The 21279-nt window shown below is 60.8% G+C and carries 11 protein-coding genes; all 11 read left to right on the top strand.

Annotated elements, in window-relative coordinates; genetic code table 11:
• The first annotated feature begins 4 nt into the window (after positions 1-4).
• The 11 genes from Q1A71_RS03170 to Q1A71_RS03120 all read left to right on the top strand — a co-directional run bounded on the left by Q1A71_RS03170 (position 5) and on the right by Q1A71_RS03120 (position 21230).
• Positions 5-793: a DUF6682 family protein gene (locus Q1A71_RS03170; protein WP_299671668.1), complete on the top strand. Its 789-nt coding sequence runs from the start codon at positions 5-7 to the stop codon at positions 791-793.
• A gap of 1 nt (position 794) precedes the next feature.
• Positions 795-1451 (top strand): hypothetical protein, encoded by a 657-nt coding sequence (locus Q1A71_RS03165; RefSeq protein WP_299671666.1) that lies wholly within the window; start codon positions 795-797, stop codon positions 1449-1451.
• Positions 1451-3049, top strand: a complete 1599-nt coding sequence (locus Q1A71_RS03160; RefSeq protein ID WP_299671664.1) for a hypothetical protein — start codon at positions 1451-1453, stop codon at positions 3047-3049. The genes Q1A71_RS03165 and Q1A71_RS03160 overlap by 1 nt, the downstream gene beginning before the upstream one ends.
• Positions 3049-3708, top strand: coding sequence for a hypothetical protein (locus tag Q1A71_RS03155; RefSeq protein WP_299671662.1), 660 nt, complete (start codon positions 3049-3051; stop codon positions 3706-3708). Before Q1A71_RS03160 ends, Q1A71_RS03155 begins: the two co-directional genes overlap by 1 nt.
• 16 nt (positions 3709-3724) lie before the next feature.
• A complete protein-coding gene (locus Q1A71_RS03150; RefSeq protein WP_299671660.1) occupies positions 3725-4204 on the top strand; it encodes a hypothetical protein in 480 nt (159 codons plus the stop codon).
• A gap of 2 nt (positions 4205-4206) precedes the next feature.
• The gene (locus Q1A71_RS03145) at positions 4207-5154 is read left to right on the top strand and encodes a tail fiber domain-containing protein (RefSeq protein ID WP_299671657.1); all 948 of its coding nucleotides are present in this window, start codon (positions 4207-4209) and stop codon (positions 5152-5154) included.
• Positions 5151-5900: a hypothetical protein gene (locus Q1A71_RS03140; protein ID WP_299671655.1), complete on the top strand. Its 750-nt coding sequence runs from the start codon at positions 5151-5153 to the stop codon at positions 5898-5900. Before Q1A71_RS03145 ends, Q1A71_RS03140 begins: the two co-directional genes overlap by 4 nt.
• Positions 5901-5914: 14 nt before the next feature.
• Positions 5915-6259 (top strand): hypothetical protein, encoded by a 345-nt coding sequence (locus Q1A71_RS03135; protein ID WP_299671653.1) that lies wholly within the window; start codon positions 5915-5917, stop codon positions 6257-6259.
• Complete coding sequence (locus Q1A71_RS03130) at positions 6256-8136, top strand: hypothetical protein (RefSeq protein ID WP_299671651.1); 1881 nt, start codon at positions 6256-6258, stop codon at positions 8134-8136. The genes Q1A71_RS03135 and Q1A71_RS03130 overlap by 4 nt, the downstream gene beginning before the upstream one ends.
• Entirely contained in the window at positions 8136-8390 is a 255-nt protein-coding gene (locus tag Q1A71_RS03125; RefSeq protein ID WP_299671649.1) for a hypothetical protein, read from the top strand. Before Q1A71_RS03130 ends, Q1A71_RS03125 begins: the two co-directional genes overlap by 1 nt.
• Before the next feature lie 258 nt (positions 8391-8648).
• Positions 8649-21230, top strand: a complete 12582-nt coding sequence (locus tag Q1A71_RS03120) for a PLxRFG domain-containing protein (protein ID WP_299671647.1) — start codon at positions 8649-8651, stop codon at positions 21228-21230.
• Positions 21231-21279 lie beyond the last annotated feature (49 nt).

Raw genomic sequence — 21279 nt, 5'->3', positions numbered from 1 at the left:
CACCATGCCCGATCTTGATTATGGCCTGACCGGCGCGTCAATCACATCGGACGATGCTGGCTCCCTTCAAACCGCCGAATATGCCATTCGGCTTTCTGACATTCTGGTACCCGCGTCTAAGACCCTCATGGACACCGATCATGTGCGGTTTCCACTGGCCGACCTATGCGAATACGTCGATGCAGGACTGCGCGAGATCGCGCTGCACAAGCCCAACGAAATTCAGATATCCGCAGAACTGGTGCTGATCCCCGGAGCACACCAGACGCTTTCCAATGATCATGCCCAGGCGCTGCGGTTTATCCGCAACCTCGCCACGCTGACCACCGAGGGCGGCCCGGCCCGGGTTGGTGCTGGTGCAATCACCACCATATCCCGCCAAGTGCTCGACGCCTTCAACCCGGACTGGAGTGACAGCGACGTGGTGCCGCGCGCTGCAAAGGTCAAGCACGTGATCTATGATCCGGCGAGCCCCCGCACCTACATGGTTTATCCGCCGAATGACGGAACCGGCCTCATTGAGGCGGATATTGTACCGATCCTGCGCGACTGCGAACTGACGGACGGCGAGACGACCGCCGCCGGTCAGGCTTTCCGAGTCAACTGCCCGGAGATCATGACGCAGACGCTCGTCAACTACGTGATCTATCGCGCCTATGAGATTGACGATGAGGTGCAGTCGTCAGCCATGAAGGCCATGAAGCACTATCAGATGTTCGCTCAATCTCTCGGCCTCAAACTGCAGGGCGAAGCGCTCAACCCAAACAGCTACCGCCGCGACCGAAAGGCATGACATGCGCCCGTTGACTGATTGCCTGCCCGAGTTTCGCATCCACTGCCCGAACGCGCCCGAGCCGGTCGCGCTCAACATGCTGCGGCAGGCGGCCAGCGACTTCTGCCACCAAACGCGGTGCTGGCGCGAGGTGTCAGAGGTGTCATTTATCAATGAAGCGCTTCGGCTCACACCAGCGTATCAGTCGCTGGTCGCCATCGAGTGGGCGCACGTCACGGGGCAGCCCTGGAACACACTCACGCCCATCATATTCACAGACACCGTGGGGGAGGGCTACAACAGCAGCACAATTCCGCGTTACATCACGCAGCAGAATACCCAAGAGGTCATTCCACACCCTTTCCGAGACCGCACCAGCGGCAGCGCGCCGTTCAACGTCACGATCTCCTACTGGATCAAGCCGAACCGCGTGCCATCCTATGGCATCGACGCCGACACCCAGAACCAACTGCCCGACCACGTGATCGAGGAACACTGCGATGTCATAGCGCAGGGCGCACTCGCCCGGGCATTCATGGTGCGTGACGAGAGCCTTTTTGACCCCGAACGTGCCGCGGTTGCCATGTCGCTCTACAAAAACGGTGTAGCGGGTGCATCCGACCTGTATATCCGTGGCAACCAGCGCGCCAAGCCGCGCGTGACCGGGCACTTCATGTAATGCTGGAGCTGACGAGTTTCATAGGCCAGATCCCGCGGATTGAAGACCGCAACCTTCCTGATATGGCGGCCACAGTCGCCAGCAACGCCCGCATGAATAGCGGTGGGCTCAAGGCGTTCCGAGGCCTGACGACCCGCCATGCCTTCTCCGAGAACGTGCAGTCCTTCACGATCTGGAACGACACGCCATTTGGGTTCCCCGAGCCCAACGTCAGCGCCGTGCCCGGACCCATTGCAGAGGATCGCCTGTACCTGACCGGCCAAGCCGCCGGGCCGCAGATGTTCTATCAGGGCACCTACTACAGTATGGGCGTGCCAAAACCGGGCACCGCGCCCACGCTCACATTGATCCCGGCCGCAGACCCCGGATCCGAAAACCAAGCGCTCGAACAGAGTTTGCTCTACGCCTACTCTTGGGTGACCGATCTTGGTGAAGAGTCCGCCATGAGCCTGTTGGCTGGGCCAATCCTTGTGACACCAGGTGAGCAGGTGCAGATCGACGGCTTTGAGGCGCCGCCGGCCAATCGCCGCGTAACCAATATGCGTATCTACCGGTCGGTCACTTCAGCATCGGGCATCACCGATCTGTACTTTCTCGTCGAGTTGCCTGCCGCCACTATCAGCCACACCGATACAGACACGACGACCGCCCTGACCGGCGTCGCGCCCAACCTGGACTTTGATCAACCGCCGACCACCATGGACGGGCTGATCGCCATGCCGAACGGCATGATGGTAGCCTTTGACGGTCGTGAAATTCTGTTTTGCGAACCCTACCTGCCCCATGCGTGGCCCCGAAAGTATTCGCTTTTCACCAATGACGACATCGTGGGGCTTGCCGCCTTTGGCTCAACCGTTGCCGTCATGACAACCGGGACGCCCTACATCGTGCAGGGCCTTCATCCCGACAGTATGGCGATGGAGAAGACCGAGCAGGAATATCCCTGCGTGTCACGCGCGGGCATTGTTGATATGGGCTATGCCGCAGCCTACCCATCCAACGATGGGTTGGTCATGGTGTCCGGCCAAGGTGCGCAGTTGGTGACACAGGACATTTTCACGCGCGAACAATGGCGCGGTCTGAACCCAGATACCTTCAACGCCTCGCGCATTGAACAGCGCTATGCCTTTGCACACCTGCCAGACGGGGCCGCTGATGTGCGCATTGGCCTGATCGACTTGCGCGGAGATCTGGGGTTCTACGCGGAGATTGCCATTCCATCTCTGGAATTGCGCTTCGACGTGGCCACCAGCAACATGCTGTCTTTGGGCGAGGATCAGCGCACGATCTCAATCGTCGATGATCCCAATGCTGCACGGCTCACGTTCACATGGCGCTCAAAGCCAGTCGACTTTCCGTCGCTTCGGACGTTCGGAGCTGTTCGTGCGAAGGGGCGCGCCGCCGTGGGCGGCGACGACAGCGTAACGATCCGGGTCTACGCCGATGGCGCTTTGCTGCACACTACCTCCGGGCTGAACCGCATCCACCGCTTGCCGCAAAAGCGAGCCGCCGAATGGCAGATTGAGTTGGAGGGCCAAGCCAACATCACCAATCTTGCCATGGCCGTCACACCAGAAGATCTCGCGAGAGCTGGCTGATGCGCAGATTGAGCGATATCGAAATCAGCCGCATCAAGGAAGATGTGGAGATCTTGGCGGGGCGGCGTGGCCGCCCTCAGGATGCGGCGCTACGCCGGAGCGAACTGAACCTGGCTATTGAAGAGCAGATCCAAGTGGTTTCCGGTCGCTTGAACGCAGTCTTCACGGAGCGTATTCGGCTTCTGGAGGAGCGCGTTATATTTGCGACCCAAGATCGCGTGGCCTTTGTTGTCGACCCCAATACAGGTGAGGTCTCTCTGAGCAGCCTTGCGTACCTTACCAACCTTGATACACCGCCCGCCCTCAATCTCGCCGACATCACCGCCGACCTGCTGGCCGATCTGACCCAACCCGCCATCGCCAGTGGTGTCGACACCGCATCGCTTGATTTCGCCGTGCCTGTCGATGATAGCCGCGTCCAGATCACTGTGTCCGTTTTGAACCGGACCATCACTCTGCCCGACACGTATGATCCCATTCACACTGTCACCATAGATGGCGTTGACGTGATCGGCCCGGACGCCCCCGGCGAATTGCAAGGCTTGTCCACTATCGAAACACTCAATGCTGGGACCAGAACTATCACCGCCTCGATCGGCACAGACACAACCGGGACCTATTCCGGCACTGTGCTGATCACCGCCCACCTACTGCCGTAAACGAGGAGACCGCCCAATGTATACCTTTTCCCGCCAAGACCAAGCCGAGCTTCTGGCAGAAGCCCGCGACCGCACCGACACCGAAGGCTTCATGAAAGATGCCTGGGCGCTTGGTGTGTATCTCACCGAAACCGAAGAACTCTGCGCCATCGCCGTATTTCAGAACATCACGACAGCAGGCGCGGAAGTCCACTTCGCGGGGGTACAATCAGGTTGGAACAACAGCCGTGTCATGCGCAGCCTCTACCGCTACGCGTTTGATCCGAAGATGATGGCCTATCCGATGCTGACAGCCATTATCCCCGAGCACCGCACGGATGTTCAGATATTCGCATTGAAGAACGGGTTTCGGTTTGACGGGCGACGCCGGGCTGGCGCGAAAAACGGTTTTGAGGTAGTGATCATGACCATGACACCCGACGAATGTCGGTTATTACCGCCCAGCACACCCGTAGAGCTTGTTCTCGATGAAGAGAACTTTGCCAAAGGAGCATAAGCATGGGCGGAGGAAGCGCACCACCACCAGATCCGAATATGGGCTATGCCGCTTTAAAATCGGCTCAGACCGGCCAGCAGATGCTGGACTGGATGAAGGAACAGGCTCAGGTCACGAATGCGTGGGCTGAGCAAGACCGCGCACGGTACCAAGACACTTTTGTCCCGTTGCAGGATCAGTTCATCCAAGAAGCGCAGGATTACAACACACTGGCTCGGCGCAATACCGAGGCGCAGCGCGCGACGGCCGATGTTGAGCAAGCCGCAGCGGCCCGACAGGCGCAGCAGGATCGCGATCTTATGGCTCGCGGTATCGACCCCCGGTCGGGCCGCGCGGCCACCGCCCGCGAACGGGGTGCAGTCGACACTGCTCTCGCCGCAGCAGGAGCAGGTAATATGGCCAGGCGCACGACCGAGGCCACCGGGCGCGGGATGCGAATGGAGGCAATCAACCTCGGCCAAGGCGGCGCGGTCAATCCGGCAACGTCCATGTCACTGTCAAATAGCGCCGGCGCCAGCGGCTTCGGTGGCGCGATGCGGGGCCTTGGTCAGCAGTCCAGTATCCTCGCGCAGCAGCACCAGCAGCAACTTGGCCAATGGCGTGCAAATCAGGATAGGATGGGCGCCATCGGTGGCGCTCTTGGCAGTGTAGCGGGCGCGTTCTTCTCCGATGAGAACATGAAAACCGATAAGAAGCCGGTGGGCCGCGGTGCTGCGCTCAGGGCCGTCGAAGATATGCCGGTCGAGACCTGGCGCTACAAGGACGGCGTTGCAGACGAAGGTCAGCACATTGGCACCTATGCCCAGGATTTCCAGTCGGCCACGGGCGCTGGCGACGGGACCAAGATTGAGGTGCAAGACGCGATTGGCGTTATCACGGGCGCCATTCAGGACCTGAGCGCGGAGGTCAAAGACCTCAAGGCCGGACGCGGCATGCGGGTGGCCGCATGAGCTTTACCGCGGGCCTCCTCCAGAACTTCTCCGATGCCTACGTGGATCGGCAGGAACGGGACGCGCGCAACGCGCGCCTCGAGGAGGGTCGCGGAGCATACACGCCGAACAGTACACCGCCGATTATCGACGATGGCCGTGGGCGCGGCGCACGACCGGCCCCTGTGCCCTACAGTGCCGAACACGACATCGACGCGGGCGATCCGCGGCGCGCGGCTGGTGGGCAGCCGACCGGGCCGACAGAGACCCGTCGCGGTTCGCGTGGTGGCCTGTTCGGCCTGACCCACAAGTATGAAAGCGCTGGCGGTGGGTATGACACCCTCTTTGGTCACCAGCAGCGCCCGGGCGGTGATTTCGAGGGTGTGCGCGTGTCTCAGATGACCATCGGCCAGTTGCGGGATTTCGCAAACCCGAGGGGCGCATATGCGCAGGATGTGAAGGGTGATCTTGCCCGGGCCGGTAAGTGGTCTCGCGTGGCCACGCCCATGGGCGCGCACCAGATCGTGGGAACTACGCTCTTCCGGGCGGCTGAGCAACTTGGTCTGAGCGATGACACGGTGTTCGACGCCAAAACGCAGGATCGCATTGCCGAGCACTTAGCGCGGCAGCGGATTTCCGGCCAACGCACGATGAAAGGCAAGATCGCGGCGCTGCGGCAAGAGTGGGAAGCGTTCGAGACAGTGCCCGACGCGGAACTGGCCATGGCCATCAATGAGTTCGAAGGCGCTGGGCGCGGCGCTTACTGATAAGGGGACACGCAATGGACATGCAAATGAAGTGCCAAGGCCATGATGCTCATTGGCGTGAGGACCGGACCTGCTCTTTTTGCGGGTCAATGCACCCAGACGACTTCATGGAGGCCATGCGCGAGGCGGTCGACCCTGAGATTCCAACGTATATCGACCAGACGACCAAGTATTATAAGCGCTATGTGTGCAAGCCAGATGGAGCGCTGCGAAAGTTCTATCTTTGGCACATCCCCACCGAAGAATGGGCCAAGGAAGCCAATGAACTGCACCCACATGTTGTGCGGTTTTCGGCTACAAAAATGGAGCGCCGGGTCAATGAAACCATGCGACAGATGACAGAAGGTGATCGACCATGAGCGAGTTTCTTGCAGCCTTTGTGGAAAGCGGCTTCCGGGGCGCTGATTGGCGCGAAGGTCGCGATGAGCGCAAGCGGCAACGCAAGCGTGAGCAGCGCTCGGACGAGATGTTCGAGGAGGATCGCCGCCGCCGCCAACAGTATGAAGATGAAGAGCGTGATTGGCGCCGTGAGCAACGCGCACGTGCCCGAGGTGCATATGGTCGAGAAGATGCCCTGCGAGACACGCTCAGCGACGCTGTGGACGCGACTGACGCCAGTCTGGGGCGTGGGGCCACAACAGGCACGCCACCCCCTGCAGAGATCGTTGAAGCCGTCGAGCGCCGCCCTGACACTGCCCCTATTGAGCCGCGTGTCTCAACATCGAACCGCACGCGCCGGGGTGAGCCAGACGGTCGTGGCACCCAACGCCCTGTCGCGCGCCCCTCACGCGAACGTAACGAAGGCGACGCTGAGGTGCGCGGTCGAGGAATGCGCGGTTCTGAGGCTGAACGCATGGTCTACGACCCGCCGGCTGAACCGCTCGTCCGCCGGTCGACCCGTGACGAGGTTGATCAAATGGCCGAGGATGATCGCGTTGTGGGCGAAATGCCCCAAACCACGTACGACCGACCCAAAGGCAGCCGCGGGGCCGAGACCCCAGAGATGCGCGCAACTGGCGAACGCATGTCCGAGGATCTCGAGGCGCGCCAAGATCGCTTGGTTGGTATGCAGAAAGGCCAGCCGTGGAACGATCCGCGCGCGCCCGAACCGGCATCCGAACCGCCTGCCCGTCCAAAGGTTTCCCGGCGTGATGGACGAAAGAACACGCCACTGCCGCAACCGCGCTCTGGTGTAGCAAATCCCGAACGCCGCGGTGGACGCGGAGCCACGCCTTCCCCTGGCCAGTCTTTTGCAACGTTGCCCACAACCACTGGCACAGGACTGAACTCTCGTGACGCAGATCTGACCCCACCACCCACGCCTGCTGAGGTTGAAGCGCCGCTGAAAGGTGAGCCAAAGGAGCGCGCCGAGGCGAATGTAGCGAACACCGTTGCAGATGCCGCAGCTGAAGCGACAGATGCAATCTCTACGCCAGCCATGGATGCGACAGAGGCTGCCGCAAACCGCGCGGCTCCAAAAGGTCGCGGCACCAACCGCCCGCCGACCGAAGCGCAGCAGAAATCGGCTGGCGAAGCCTGGATGGCCCAATACCGAAAAGTTGGGGCGCCCATGGTCGTGAAGGAGTTGCTGAGCCAAGGCATGGTGGCCGAGGCTGACGAGTTCATGGCTTTCATCGACCGGTCGGAAACCCGCGAAGGCATGAAGCATTGGGCGCGCGCTGCGTTCGCTGCCACCATTGGTGATGTAGATGGCTTCATGGATGGGCTGGCAGCAGCCTACAATGCGAAGGGCTACTATCCCGACAACATGAGCATCGACCGCAAGAAGAGCGGTCTTGTGACCGACGATAGCGGTCGCAGCGTCGGCATGCGTGTGGTCTTCACCGAAGACGACACCGGCAACACGATTGAAAGGGTCTACGACCTGGACAACATCGTGAACCTCGGGATTTCGATGCTGTCACCGGAGGCCGCTTTCGATGCGTATTTGCAGCAGCAGGCCGCGGGCAAGGCGATCCGGGCGGAATCGGCCAACCGCCGCGTGGAAATGGACGAGTGGATACAGAAGAAGCTGCTCGAGCAGCAGTTCGACAATTCCACCGCCGAAAGCATCCGCAAGGCCGCGCAGGAAATCCTCAAAGCTGACATCGCCGGGCAAAAGACCACCGAGCAGGCGCTGGAGGAAGCGGTTGCACTGGTCCGTGGCGCGCAGGCCGCAGGCAATGCCCCGGCGCCGCTCGGCGAGGTTCCGGTGCTCCGGCGTCCGACCAACTGATGGCGCTCGTGCGCTACAGCCTGCCCGACATTCCCGGCCTGCGCGTGGCCGGGGTCAAGGTTGGGACACCGGTCATTTGTCCTCAGACAGGTCAACGAGCCGTAGTGACAGAAACCGAAGGCGCGTTGATCGGCAACACCCTCTACGTCTCTGAAGAGGTGGCTGGCGAAATCACGGAGGCGCTGGAATGGCTGTCTACCCCTACAAGACCACCTGTTCTGCGTTTGGCTGCAAGCGGTACACCTGCCGCATAGACAGCCCGCGGGGCGTGTACCTTTGTCCAGCCCATTGGGCGATGGTGCCCAAGCACCTGCGGCGGTTATTCAACCTTGCATGCAAACGAAACGACAAGGCTGGAAACTCTGTGAAGACCAATCGGCGGGCTTGGCGCTTTTGGTACCGATGCGTCGCTGCGGCTGATCGAAACCTTGGCATTTAGATCGGGTTGCGTGTAACAATCTGGCCAGTCCAGCGCATGATGTGCGGCCCACCCTGCCCCAGGAGGTCCACACATGGCCGGTTTGTCCCCTACCGATTTTGTTGACAGCGCACTGCGCGATACCGATCCGCAAGGGCGCGGCGCACTTCGCCCTAAACAGCCGCTCGATATTGACCGGCTCGCCGTCGAAACCCGCGTCCCCGCAAACGTCCTGCGCGCGATGGAGGAGGCCGGGATCGGCGATCCGGAAGGCAATGCCAAGGCACTGTCGGAATCTGCGACACAAGGCGAAGACCTAGGGGCTGCGTTGTCTCGCATGGTCGGCGGAGACGCAGGACAGCAGATCATCAACCGGGCCTACGACATCGCCGATGAGATGTACCAAGCGCCACCGGCGGAGCCAGAAACCGAAGCGAAATCCTCATCTTTCGTCGGTGATCTCGGCAGAACCTTCGGCGGATCGGTTGTCAAAGGTGTTGGCGCTGTTGCCGAAGGCACCGGGCGACTGGCCGAGGCCGGGGTGGATCTTGTCAATACCGGTGTCGTCGAAGGGCTGAATGCTGCCGGTGCCCTCTCAGAGGAGCGCTACGAACGGCTGACCGATATGATTGGTCGCGACACTCACATGGCGGTGCTTGGTGAGGTCGTGGGTACCAGAATTCGCGAGGGCGGAGATTGGATACAAAGCGGCGTGTCTGAGGAAAGCCGCGCGGCAATTGAAGCCTCAACCCCGGATGGTGAACTGCTTGATCCATCGACGTGGACGCTGGGCGAAGACGCCTCGCTGCGCGGATATGCTTTGCTGACCGTCGATGTTCTTGGCTCTCTGGTGCCCGTGGTCGCCGCGGGCATTGCAACGGGCGGCGCTGGTGCGGCTGCTGTCGGCGGCGCGCAAGGTGCAGGCGGTGGCGCTGAGCTGGCCCGGGCCGCAGTCGACGAAATGGACCGCAAAGACACTCTCTCGCAAGAGAGTTCCTATTACAACGAACTGCGCCAGTCGGGCGCGGATCACGATGAAGCAGTCGAGCGCACCAAGGACGCAGCCGCGCAAATGGCCGGTCTGATGGCGGCTCCCGTAGCTGCACTCGGCGGCTTTGCAACATCCAAGATACTCGGGCGTGGTGTGTCGGCGCTTCAGCAAAGGACCATCGCCCCGCGCATTGCCGGAACCGCCGCGCTGTCGGGCGTCGAGGAAGGTGTGCAAGAGGTCGTGGAGGGCATCGCGTCCCGCTACGGCGTGAATGCGTCCATCGGCACTGACCTTGATCTGACCGAAGGCACATTCGGAGATTTCATACTCGGCGCGCTGGCGGGTGGTGTCGCCGGTGCCGCAGGTGGCGCGCTGCCAGCCGCAACCAACGAAGAAGATGAACGACCAGATGATCCGCTGTTGCTCGAACACACGATGTTCATGGGCAGTGACGGAACTGCAGATCCCGCCGGTCCTCGTGGCGGGGAGGACGGTGCTGTGCCTCCGGGTGACTCTGGGCGGGGACGCTCGGATGGCGCAGCACCAACCGAACCACAGGGGCCGTTGGGGGCCGCGGCAAGGGTCATCCCTGACCTGCCACCAGAGGCCGCCGAGAACATCGAACAAGACCCGCTGTTTCCCGATTACAAGCCCGGCGATCGTGTCGATCTGATCGACGAGCGAGGCCAGCGCCTGCCCGCCACCTTCCTGCGCGAAACCGAAGGTGGTGTGATGGTGCGCTATATGGGTGAGGAATTCGAACTCACCGCGGCAGAGTTCGAGGAAGCCGCGCGCGCCGCGGAACCCGATGAAAACGCATTGGGCTCCAAGGCAATGCCAAGAGGCAAACGACAAGCTGATCCAGATCAGTTTCCTGAGACGCTTGAGGAAACCGACCAGATGCTCGCGCGTCTGGAAGAGATCAAACGCACCAACGGTGCCGACCGCCGCATCATGGCACGGATCAAAGACCTTACTGACCATAGGTCCGCGTTGATCGAGGATATGGCATTCGATATTGTCGAAGGCGTTGGCGATCCTGAGCGAGCAGACACGTCCCCCCAAGCCGTGGCGCAGGATACCCCCGGAGCCAGCCCGGTTGATCCGAGTGGCAGCACGGATCAACCGGGCACCGCAGCCCAAAATCCCTTGAGCGATGATGAACGGCCTGATAGTGGTGAAGACACGACTTTCGAGACGCGACCGGAAGACGCGCAGGACGACACATCCCCTCCGCAGCCGGAACCTCAAGATGATCCACAGGCAGGATCACAGGCGGTTTCGACCGCCCCCCGCCCCGATCAGGATACTTCTGATCGGGGCAACCCCTCACAAGAGCCGATCCGCACCAGGTCGGGCAATCCCTTTGCCAGCGAGCGCAGCGCACGCGGGCGGCTGAAGAAGGATGGCCTGAACCCGGATGATTACGAGTTTCGGCCCGAGGGCAGTGGCGTTGTCGCCGTGCCCAAAATGGCCAATTTGGACAAAACGGACACTTCGCCACCCGCCCGCCCTCGCGAGCCCGCGACGCCCATGCGTCCGGCAGAGGAGCGTGAGCAGCCCGACCTTCTTGGCGCCAAGACCGTCACCGAGGATGAAATGGCGCGCGCGGAACGCGATAAGCGCGCCTGGGGCAAGATGGGCGGCATGCTGCGCGGCGGATACATCGCCGATGTGGACGAGACTATCGACGGGTTTCGCATCATCGGCGCCGGGACGCGCGACAACACAGGGCGGCTGACGATCTATCGCGATGGCGACCTGACCAATGCCGTCGCCGATATCTCTGGAGACTACCCCGCCAACCAGATCATGCGGAAGGTGCGCAAGGCCCTGCGGGATGCACAAAGCAATTCCGACCAAGCGCCGGAGGCACAGCCTGCGCCCGCCGCGCCAAGCGCCGAAGAAGTGACTGCCGCTGCTGCCGAGGCAGATCCAAATCCCACCGACGCGCAGAAGGAAGCCGAAAACTATAAGATGGGCCACATTCAGTGGAACGGTCTCGACATGAGCATCGAGAATGCCAAGGGCTCTATCCGCAGCGGCAAAGGGCCGGATGGGTCCGAATGGTCCGTCACCATGCCAGCCCACTACGGGCGGATCAAAGGGACCATCGGCGCAGATGGCGATCATGTCGACATCTACATGGGTGATGATCCCGATAGCGACTACGTGCTCGTGGTCAACCAAATCGACGCAGACACCAGCGCGTTCGATGAACACAAGGTCATGCTTGGCTTCGGCGACAAGGCCGAAGCACTCGACACGTACCGCGCCGGATTCTCGGATGGCCGCGCTGATGATCGGCTGGGATCGTACACGGAAACCACGGTGGCCGACTTCAAGGCCTGGTTGGAGAGCGGCGACACCAAGAAGCCCACAGCACCAACGAAGAGGCGCACCAAAGCGAAGGCTAAACCAGCGCCCAAACCTACCTATGGCGCCTCGAACACGCTGGTGACGCAGGACCGCGCCGCCGAACTGCGCGCCAAACTGGCCGAAAAGCTCAAAGGGCAGATCAACGCGGGCATCGACCCCGAAATTCTCGCCATGGGTGCCGAACTCATGGTGTTTCACATTGAGGCCGGGGCTCGGAAATTCACCGAGGCGCTAGGCGCAGTTGCCGAAGACCTGGGCACCACGCCCGACAAGCTGACCCGCTTCGCACGCAGCTGGTACAACGGCGCGCGGGATTTGATGGAGGACAGCGATCTGTCCATTGAGGGCATGGACGACGCCGAGGCTGTGCGCGAAGCCTTGAACGCGATCAAAGCGGGCACCACATCGACAAAGGAGCCCGAAAGTGGTACTATTTCCCCTGCCCAGAGTGAGGATGTCTCGGATGAAAATCGAACTGATGCAGGCGATGATCGAGCAGAACCCAGCGAAGGCCCGGGAACTGCAGAACCAGAGTCCCGACGCACTCGAGAAGTACGCGGATCATCTGATCAAGAAAGCGGAAGCGGAGATACGGCGCCAGAAGGTGCCGAGCAACGACCCGAACCGTCACCGGATGGTGCGGGAGATAGCGATGCAGGGCGCGCTGGCGGAAGCGACAGCCTAACCCAACCCACCAACCATGTAATCCTGCCCGGCGGCCTTGCGGTCAAAGGCGGCGAAAAAACGCGCGCGCGGAATTCTGTCGCGGCGATCCGCGTGTTGAAGACCTTGCAGCGCGAAAACCGTCCCGCGACGGCCGAGGAGCGGCAAACCCTGTCGCTCTACGGAGGTGCCGGCACTCTGGCAGCCGCGCTGCCAAACAGCGAAGGACGCGTCCGATTTGCCGATATTGCCGCCGATCTGAACGAATTGCTGTCGGACGAGGAAAAAGCCACCCTATCGCGCACCAGCCAGTATGCGTTCTACACAGCCGAACCCGTGCTGCGGAACTTGTGGGCCGCCGCTCAACATTTCGGGTTCCGGGGCGGACGGGTATACGAGCCAGGCATGGGCGTGGGCGGTTTCGCAGGCACGATCCCTGGCGACATCCGAGGCAGCACCAAGTACCAAGGCCTCGAACTCGACCTGGTAACCGCTGGGATTGCCAAAGCCCTCTATCCGCAGAGCCGGATTGATCAGGGCGACTTCACCAAGGTGCGCCTGCCGCAGGATTACTATGACCTGGTGATCGGCAACCCGCCTTTCTCCGGCACCAAGATCCAGTCGGACCCGGACTACCCGCAGAATTTCATGATCCACGACTACTTTTTTGCGAAGTCACTGGATGCGGTGCGCCCCGGCGGGCTGCTGATGTTTGTCACTTCCGCGGGGACCATGAACAAGCGAGACAGCGCGGCGCGCGACTACCTCGCTGACCGCGCAGAACTGGTTGGCGCCATCCGTCTGCCGAATACCGCATTCGAGGAGAACGGCACAAAGGTCACCACCGACATTGTGATGTTGCGCAAGCGCAATCCCGGGGAAACCGAAACGGATCGCTCGTGGCGGACAGCAGACAGTGTTGTCTTGCAAGACAAAGACGGGAATGAAGGAAACGCCAACCTGAACCTGTATTTTGCTCAAAACCCCAACATGGTGCTTGGTGAGCAAGGTCTATTTGACACGCTCGTGCCTGGGCGCGCGCGTATCGGCGTTGTACCGAAGCCCGACAGTGATCTCCGCGCCGATCTTCAAGCCGCTATTGCTTCCCTGCCCTCAAATGTCATGACCGAAGCCACACAAGCGCAGAAGCTTGAAGCCGTCGACGGCGAGGCAGACGAAACCAAGGCGGGTGGCTATTACCTGAAAGGCGACGACCTATACCAATTCGACGGCAACACGGGCCGCAAAGTAGAGCCGCGCAGCCGCGAAAACACCAAAGGTATGCCGAAGGCCGCCATGGAGCGCGTGAAGGCCATCCTACCCATCAAGACGGCCCTGCGCGACGTCTACGCTATTGATGCGGACGGCGGCGACGCCAAAGCGGCCCGGAAAGCCCTGAACAAGGCATACGACGCTTTTGTTGGGACCTACGGCCCAATCAACAAGGCGGAAATATCTTATCGCAAGCCGTCGCGTGTCGAGTTGGAAGGCATGCGGCAGTCCCTGCGCGAGGAGGCACGCCGCCGCGGCGAGGCGTTTAACGAAGGTTCATTTGACCCCAGCGACATGATCGAAAGTGGAGCGTCGCTCAGCGCGATTGCTGCTGCACGCAGCGATATCGCCGGTGATCCCAGCTATGACGATGGCGATTTCGATCCTGCAAGCGTGCCCGACAAGATTGTCGTGAAACGTCCAAACATCGACCCGTTTGCCGACGACCAGGAAAGCTATCGGCTGCGCGCCATTGAGCACTACGACGATGTTACCGGTCAGGCCAAGAAAGGCCGCGTGTTCCGTGAGAGCGTGATTTCGCGGGCAAATACGCCAAAGATCGACAGCCCGGAAGACGCACTTCTGTATGTGCTGGGCGACACCGGGCGTGTTGACCTTGATCGCATTGCAGAGTTGTCGGGCTCCGATGTCGAGGCCGTCACCCGTGAATTGACGGGCAAGATCTTTCGCAACCCAGATGGGGCGCAGTGGGAGACCGCTGCCAAGTACCTTTCCGGGCCGGTACGCAAGAAACTGGAGATCGCCGAAGAAGCGGCAAAGACAGACCCTCAATACAAGCCCAATGTGCGTGCATTGCAGGATGTGCAGCCAGAGCAGATCCCGGCGTCCGAAATCATTGTGCCCATCGGGGCGCATTGGTTCGATCCATCAGTCTATGGAGACTTCGCCAAGAGCCTCGGCCTAAACCTCAACGCGAAATACCAACGGGCGCTGGGCGTCTGGACTGGCGAAGGCACCATGAGCGGTGGAAACGCCACCAGCGAGCACGGGACTGAAGATTATCCGTTCGGCAAACTCATGCTTGCAGTGATGAACAACAAGACCATCAAAGTCACACGCACCATCAAAGACGCGGACGGGTCTACAAAGACGTATACCGATGAGACCGCTACACAAGCGGCTGTCGACAAGGCGAACGAGGTGCAGGCGGCGTTTTCTGATTGGTTCTGGTCGGACGATACGCGCTCGGATGCCATGGTCGACCTCTACAACGCTACGTTCAATGGCGATGTGGCGCCGAACTATGACGGGGGCTACCTCACCACCCCCGGGATTGACTCCAACTGGAAATGGCGGCCGCACCAATCCTCGGTGGTGGCGCGCATCCTCCAATCCGGCAACACCTACATGGCTCACACTGTCGGCGCCGGGAAAACCTCTGCGATGATCGGTGCGGCGATGGAGGCCCGCCGCCTCGGCCTGGCCAAGAAGCCTATGATTGTGGTGCCCAACCACATGCTGGCGCAGTTCTCCATCGAGTTCTATGAACAGTACCCGCTGGCCAACATCGCCATCGCTGATGAAAAGCGCTTCCACACCTCGCGCCGCAAGCAGTTTATCGCTGACATCGCTCTCAACGACTACGATGCAGTGATCATCACCCACTCGGCTTTTGGCAAAATCGCGCCCAGCGAGGCCTCGAAGGCGCGTGCTGTCGAGGGCATGCTCAACGACATCCGCGAGGTTGTTGACAGCAACGATGGCGGCGCGGATCGCGGCGAGGAGATGGCAATTGATCGCTCCATTCTCGGCGCGCTGGGGTCCATCGCGTCGGTCATGGGCGTCGATGCCAACAAGATTTCGGGCGAAAAAGGGGTATCGACCCGCAAGAAAATTGAGCAGATGCTCGAGGCTGCCGAGCAACGCATGAGCCGCCAGCTCAATGAGAAGTCAAAGGACGCAGTGTTCGATTTCGACGAGATCGGCACCGATATGCTGTTTGTCGATGAGGCTCACCTGTTCCGCAAGCTGTCGTTTGCAACCACCAACGGCAACATCAAGGGTATCGACCCGATGGGTAGCCAAGCGTCCATGGACTTGTTCATCAAAGCCCGCTCCATCAACCATCGGACGCCAGGCCGTGGCTTGATCTTTGCATCCGGCACGCCGATCACAAACACCATGGCGGAACTCTTCTCGCTATCGCGCTACCTGCAGCCCGAGGCGCTCGAGGAGCGCGGCGTTGCGGCCTTCGACGCCTGGGCGCAGACCTTCGGGGTGACTTCGGCAGAATTGGAACAGAACCCAGACGGCACGTACAAGCAGGTAGCGCGGTTCTCCAAATTTGTGAACGTGCCGGAACTGTCCCTGATGGTGCGTCAGGTCATGGATGTGGTGTCGAGTCCGGATCTCGAGCAGTACGTCACCCGCCCGAAACTCAAAGGTGGTGAGCGAAACCTCAACGTGGTCGAGCCTTCCGACGAGGTGAAGAGATACCAGCAGGTGCTGGCCGCGCGTATGCGCATAATCGCAAACCGCACAAAACCGCCCCAAAAGGGCGATGACATCATCCTCTCGGTGATCAATGATGGCCGCTTGTCTGCCATCGACATGCGTCTAGTCGATCCGACCGCCACCGGCCACGGCTCCAAACTGGAGAGGATGATTTCGAACACGGTGCGCACCTACAAGAAGGGCGCAAACACTGGCTTTCACGGGGTGAAGCCAGAAGGTGGCTACACCGATAAGCCGATCATGCGCGGCCCGAGCACACAGATGATCTTCTCCACGCTGGGCCTCAACGGGTCCAAGCACAACGCCGATTTCCGCATCCATGAGTTCATCCGGTCGGAACTGATCGCGCGCGGCGTCAAGCCCGCAGATATCGTGCTCTACAGCGACCTGAAGACGCATGTGCAGCGACAGCGCGCGTTCAACGACCTCAACGATGGCAAGAAGCGCATCCTGATCGGTTCCGAACGCATCTTCACCGGCGTGAATGCTCAGAAGCGCTTGGCCGCGCTGCACAACCTCGACCCGCTCTGGTATCCCGCAGCTGACGAACAGCGCAACGGGCGCGGCCTGCGGCAAGGCAACATGAACCCCGAGATCGAGATCAACGACTACTCGACCAAGGGCACCTACGACGCGACCATGTGGCAGATGATGGGCCGCAAGGCCGGGTTCATCGAGGGCTTCTTCCGCGGCGATCCTACTATGCGCGAAATCGAAGATTTGGGAGAGGCGAGCGCCTACGAGCAAGCCAAGGCTATGTCCACATCTGACCCTCGCGTGCTCAAGATCACGGAACTCAAGGGCGAGCGCGACAAACTGACCCGCCGCCGCGATGCGGTTGACCGCAAGCGTGTAAACCTTCGCCGGAAAGAGCGGATTGCGCAGTCCACCATCGAAAGCCTTCGCGCCGACCTGCCGAAATGGGAGGCGTTGGCTGGGAAGGTGGAAAACACCCGGGGCGACGCTTTTCGCGCGACCATAGCCGGGGCTGAGTTTGTCGACCGCAAAGACGCGGGTAACGCACTTTTTGACGCCGCCGCTGAACTGGCGGGGTCGGGTGAACGTCGCAAGACCTTGGGTCAGATTTCTGGGTTCAAAATCCGCGCCGACTATTCCAAGGCTGCAGAGAAGATTTCCGTCTCGCTGCGCGCCAATGATGAGGTGGGGTTTGATGTTGGGTTTACCGAAGATCCCGTGGGCCTTGTGCGACGCCTGGAGGGCGCGCTGGCCAAGATCAAGGGCGAGCCCGTTCTGATCCGTGCTGACCTCGATCGCACGGAGAAGGCCTTAGCCGATGTGCGCCAGACGGCGGCGGGCGTGAAGGACTTCGCAGACGATGGCTGGCTGGCCGAACTTAACGAGCAGATCGACACCATTGAAAGCGAAATGCTGTCGGAAGCCGAGGAGGCGGCGGCGCAGGAGGACACGGATCAAGCGCTCGAAGGTTGGGATATGGTTGACCCATTCCCTGAGATTTCGCGGGAGGACATGCGCCAATTGCGCGCGGACGTGCAGGCTGAAATGGACGCGGTGGGCCTGACGGGTAAGGTTTCGGCTCGTGTGCTGCGTCAGGTGATGAGCAACGTCACTGGTCAGCCGGTGCAGGGTGCATACAGGCGCACAGAGGGCGCAATTCGCGTGGCGGCTGACAGCGGCGCAGGCCCAATGGGGACGCTCAACCACGAGATTATCCATGCGCTGCGCGACAGCACACTATGGCAACGACCTTATGGGCTCTTCACTCAGAAGGAGTGGCGTGCGCTGGCTCGGAAAGCCCGGGCGGATAAAGCCCTCATAGATCGGCTAAAGCCGCTCTACCCAGACCTGTCTTATGCCGCCCTTACCGAGGAGGCGGTTGCCGAGACATATCGCGCATGGCGAAGCGGAAACGCGGAAGCTGGGCCTTTCCAGAAAGTGCGGCAGTTCCTTGAAGCGCTGGCCAACGCGCTACGCGGCAACGGCTTCGTCTCCGCCGGCGGAGTGATGCAACGAATTGCTGATGGTGAGGTTGGCGGGCGTAGCCCGGACATGCGTTCAGGGGCGACTGGCACCGATCTGGAACTGCGCAACAACCTTGAAAATCTGCCGACCGCTGTGAAGAACTGGCGCAAGCCCGACAGCGCGTTCCTTTCTGATCTGATGTCTGATGCGATGGGTGGTCGTCCCGGGCTTCTGTCGCTGGTGCCTGGGCGTCCGCTCTTCGAGGAGTTGGGTAAAGACCTGCCATCGGCGCAGAGCTATCTCAAGAGCAAAGAGCGAATGGACGCGCTGCGCAACGATATGCAGGCCAACACTGCAGAGGTGGTGGACCGCTGGCTCAAAGCGAACGCAAAGCACGGCCAAGCCAATGTCGACATGATGAAACTCATGCACGATGCCACGCTGCTAGGTGGGGTCAATCCGATGTATGAGCAGATGCCGGACCCCAAGAATGCCAACCGAACCGTGAAGCCAGACCCCGACCTGCGTAAGCGCTGGCTCGCCCTTCCCGAAGACCTCCAAAAGGTATGGCGGGACGTGTCCAACACCTATGACAAACTCGGCGACGACTTTGAAAAGGCGTTGCTCGATCAGGTTAAGCTGGCCGGGGAGATCGGGTTGAAGCGCGCGAAAACACAACACAAGACCACGCTCCGCCGGATAAACGATGAAGGCCTCAAGGGGCAAGAGCGCGCCGACGCGATTGCCGAGGCCGACGCGAAACTGGCTGCTGCTCAGAAGCGCGCGGGATGGGCGGGCAAAGCCCGCATGGCCGCCATGCGCAAGATGTTCGAAAGCAACCGACTTGATGGTCCATACTTCCCGCTGGCCCGCTTCGGTCAGTATTTCGTCACGGTCCGCAACGCAGAAGGAAAAGTCATCAGCTTTTCGAAGTTCGAGCGCCGTAAGGATCAACGCGCCTTCGTCGCCCAGCAGAGCAAGAACAAGAACCAGCAGGTGACGTTCGGAGTGATGAGTGACAGCGCGGCCCTCAAAGAGCAGGTCGACCCCGGTTTTGTCGCCGACATTGAAGAGTTGCTCGGCGACAGCGGAACACCTGTCGAGGTGATGGATGCGGTCTGGCAACGGTGGCTTGAGACCCTTCCTGACCAGTCCATTCGCACCAGCCGCATCCACCGAAAGGGCCGCGCGGGATATAGCGGAGATGCGATCCGGGCATTCTCACATCACAACTTCCACGGCGCTCATCAATTGGCGCGGCTCAAATTCGGCATGCGGATGCAGGATGCGCTCGACGACGCCCGGATCGAGGTGGAAAAGCACTCAGACCCTGTACGCGCCGGGATGGTCGTGAACGAGATGGGCAAGCGCCATGAGTTCACGATGCAACCGACTGGTGGTCGGTTTGCAACGGCGGCCACATCCCTCGCCTTCGTTTGGTATCTCGGCGTCACGCCCGCGGCGGCGCTTGTAAACCTGTCGCAGACAACCGTAGTTGGCATTCCCATACTCGGCGCGGCCTACACCAAGTATGGGGCGAGCGGCGCAGCGCGGTTCCTCATGAAGGCAATGAAGGACTTTGCCGCTGGCGTCCGACAAGGCAAAGACGGCGAGCGCGGTCTGCTTGGCGCCAACCTGAAAGCGTCAGAACGACGCGCTCTTGAGGAGGCTTACAAGCGCGGAACCGTCGACAAGACCCAGGCGCATGAACTGGCTTCGGTCGCGGAGTCCGGGGTCGAGTATTCAGGGGTTCGCGAAAAGTGGATGCGACGTATCAGTTTCTTCTTCCACCATGCGGAGCGTATGAACCGCGAAGTGACCTTTCTTGCCGCCTACCGTATGGGCCGGTCCAGTGGGCTTGCGGAATCTGACGCCGTGGACGCTGCGGTATCGGCAACTTGGAAAACCCACTTCGACTATCAGAACACCGCGCGCCCGCGGATCATGCAGAATGACACAGCCAAGGTGCTTCTGGTGTTCCGCTCGTTCACAATCAACATGCTATGGCGCCTCTTCCGCGACAGCCACCAGGCTCTGAAAAGCGCAAACCCGGACGAACGAAAGGAAGCCCGCGCGCAACTGACCGGCATCACCTTGTCGATGATGGCTCATGCCGGCATCACCGGCACCTGGGGTTATGGTCTGATCACAGGATTGCTCGCCCTTCTACCAGGTGGCTGGGAGGACGATGAGGAGGTCGATCAATGGTTGCAGGATAGCCTGCTGCTCGAGAGCGACAGCCTAGGCGCGTCCGCCTGGAATTACGCTGCCGGTATGGCTCTGAAAGGTGTGCCCGGACACATGACCAAGACCTCTCTAAATGAGCGTATCGGTATGCCTGATTTGTGGTTTCGAGGCTCCGACCGTCCGCTTGAAGGACAAGACCTCTTCAACCATTGGGTCGGTGAGTTGCTCGGCCCTGTTGCGGGTATCGCGGCCAATATGGTGCGCGGCGTCGATTACGTCAGCAAAGGGGAGTACTGGCGTGGGTTCGAGGCATCGGTCCCGAAGGCAATTCGCGACGTGTCCCGCGGCATCCGCTACACAAAGGATGGTGTGACCACAATCAATGGTGATCCGATCCTTGAGGATGTGAATGCGCGCCAAGCCATCACGCAGGCGCTCGGCTTCACACCTGCAGAGATTTCGGAGCGCTACAAAGCCAACACGCGAATGAAGAACCGCGAAAAGAGGATCGGGGACCGTCGCCGTGGTATTGTCAAAGACGCGGCGCTGCTGTTGCGGGACGGAAAACCGATCAGCGCAGACGTGATTGCGGCAATACGAGAATTCAATCGGGAGTATCCGACATGGCCCATCGACGCGGACACGATCCGGCGGTCGGTGCGTGGTCGGATGAGAGCAAGCCAGCGGAATGAGTTTGGCGTTCAGATCAACCCGAGACTGAATGACCGCATCCGCTCAGAAGACGGTGCCACGCTCTACATCAACTGATTGTTGAAACGCCGAAGAATTCAGAGTACCGTCCGGCCACGCGCATGAT

It is taken from the genome of uncultured Roseobacter sp. (assembly GCF_947493125.1).
Lineage (GTDB): Bacteria > Pseudomonadota > Alphaproteobacteria > Rhodobacterales > Rhodobacteraceae > Roseobacter.
The sequence above is the reverse complement of the archived record's forward strand: the minus strand, read 5'-3'. Positions and strand labels throughout refer to the sequence as shown.

Excerpts from the sequence above, each read along its gene's own strand:
- Q1A71_RS03125 (WP_299671649.1), top strand. The coding sequence starts at position 8,136 with ATGGCGCTCGTGCGCTACAGCCTGCCCGACATTCCCGGCCTGCGCGTG.
- Q1A71_RS03170 (WP_299671668.1), top strand. The coding sequence starts at position 5 with ATGCCCGATCTTGATTATGGCCTGACCGGCGCGTCAATCACATCGGAC.
- Q1A71_RS03155 (WP_299671662.1), top strand. The coding sequence starts at position 3,049 with ATGCGCAGATTGAGCGATATCGAAATCAGCCGCATCAAGGAAGATGTG.
- Q1A71_RS03145 (WP_299671657.1), top strand. The coding sequence starts at position 4,207 with ATGGGCGGAGGAAGCGCACCACCACCAGATCCGAATATGGGCTATGCC.
- Q1A71_RS03130 (WP_299671651.1), top strand. The coding sequence starts at position 6,256 with ATGAGCGAGTTTCTTGCAGCCTTTGTGGAAAGCGGCTTCCGGGGCGCT.
- Q1A71_RS03135 (WP_299671653.1), top strand. The coding sequence starts at position 5,915 with ATGGACATGCAAATGAAGTGCCAAGGCCATGATGCTCATTGGCGTGAG.
- Q1A71_RS03160 (WP_299671664.1), top strand. The coding sequence starts at position 1,451 with ATGCTGGAGCTGACGAGTTTCATAGGCCAGATCCCGCGGATTGAAGAC.
- Q1A71_RS03140 (WP_299671655.1), top strand. The coding sequence starts at position 5,151 with ATGAGCTTTACCGCGGGCCTCCTCCAGAACTTCTCCGATGCCTACGTG.
- Q1A71_RS03165 (WP_299671666.1), top strand. The coding sequence starts at position 795 with ATGCGCCCGTTGACTGATTGCCTGCCCGAGTTTCGCATCCACTGCCCG.
- Q1A71_RS03120 (WP_299671647.1), top strand. The coding sequence starts at position 8,649 with ATGGCCGGTTTGTCCCCTACCGATTTTGTTGACAGCGCACTGCGCGAT.
- Q1A71_RS03150 (WP_299671660.1), top strand. The coding sequence starts at position 3,725 with ATGTATACCTTTTCCCGCCAAGACCAAGCCGAGCTTCTGGCAGAAGCC.